3 protein-coding genes are annotated in these 1,326 nt (G+C 39.2%); all 3 read right to left on the reverse strand.

Annotated elements, in window-relative coordinates; translation table 11 throughout:
• On the reverse strand, positions 1-180 hold a 180-nt coding region (locus RT405_RS01965), incomplete at its 3' end, for an initiation control protein YabA (protein WP_313467115.1).
• 44 nt (positions 181-224) lie between these two features.
• Entirely contained in the window at positions 225-1,214 is a 990-nt protein-coding gene (gene holB / locus RT405_RS01970; RefSeq protein ID WP_313467117.1) for a DNA polymerase III subunit delta', read from the reverse strand.
• 12 nt (positions 1,215-1,226) lie between these two features.
• On the reverse strand, positions 1,227-1,326 hold a 100-nt coding region (locus tag RT405_RS01975; RefSeq protein WP_313467120.1), incomplete at its 5' end, for a cyclic-di-AMP receptor.

Below are 1,326 nucleotides of genomic sequence, written 5' to 3' on the forward strand. Positions count from 1 at the left end.
ACGTTGTAGCTTTTCAAGATCACTTAACCGATCTCTGAGATGCTGGTTTTCAATTCGAAGAGTGGCATTTTCTTCAACGAGTGCTTCAACTTCGCTTTTTAAATCGGATATTTGATGCAAAGTAGCATCGGTATCTTGTTCTAACTTCGTAAAGCTATCATATAAAGTTTTTTTATCCATTCCTTCTCACCCACTCTTTATTATGATCTTCGTCTGGTCCATTCTTAACGCTGTATCAGTAATAAATCTAATTGCTCAAGAACTCCTTGTGCATTGACATTACTTTCTAATTTTTTTCTGCTTGATAAGATAATCTCAAGAGTTTTGGTTAACGTTTTTCCTCCGGTTTGATTGGCTGTTTTTTCAATTGTTTCCCGGTATTGCGGATAAGCCAGCAAATCAACAGCCTCATAGTGCAGCATTAATCCATCACGATAAGCCAGCAACAATAAATCAATGGCCAGCAAATACTGTTCTCTTTCTTTAAAATGAGGCATGATATCGGTTTGGACAAAGACAAAACTCTGCGCTTCATTTCTTGAGATCAAAACAAACCATTTCCAAATAATTTGTCTGGCTTCATTGAACCATTCATCTTGGCTCATCTTAACCGCCGTATCCAAACTATTGGTCAGATGTACCAGTAGCGCTGACTGACTAGCCGGCAATTCTTTATTCTCTAATTCTGCTAATAGTTTTTTCTTGGAGAGCGGTTGAAAGTGAATGAGTTGACAACGAGATAAAATCGTTGGCAAGATTCGTTGTTTCGCTGTTGTTAATAGAAATGCGATCGCTTTTCCATTAGGTTCTTCTAAAAACTTCAAAAGACTATTCGCTGCACCGACAGTCATTTTTTCAGCATCTTCTATGATAAACACTTTTTGCTGCCCTTCTACTCCGCTTTTTGAGAATTCAGCTTTCAGGTCCCGGACTTGTTCCACTTTGATGGATAAACCCTCAGGAGCAATTTCTGTTACATCGGGATGTTGTTGTTGTAAGACTCGCCGACAAGATAGACATTCCTCACAGGGTAACCCATCTACTGGATGCTGGCAAAAAAGAGAAGCAGCTATCCATAATGCCATCTCTTTTTTGCCTGTTCCTGAGACACCTTCAAAAAGATAGGCATGCGCCAACTGTTTTTTCTTCACAGTCTGCTGCAATTGCCTATAAACAACCGGTTGAATCCATTTTAGATTTTCAGTTATTTTCATCACGACCTATAGTTAATATTGTTCAAACTGCTCAACCGGCATAACAAATACCGTTGCGCCGCCTACTTGAACTTCTACCGGATAAGGCATATTCGTTTCCATAGACACGTCT

This window comes from Carnobacterium sp., from assembly GCF_032094055.1.
In the GTDB taxonomy this organism is placed as follows: Bacteria; Bacillota; Bacilli; order Lactobacillales; family Carnobacteriaceae; genus Carnobacterium_A.

What these genes read in the sequence shown, in the direction of transcription:
- holB (WP_313467117.1), bottom strand. Translation starts at nt 1,214, where the DNA reads ATGAAAATAACTGAAAATCTAAAATGGATTCAACCGGTTGTTTATAGG.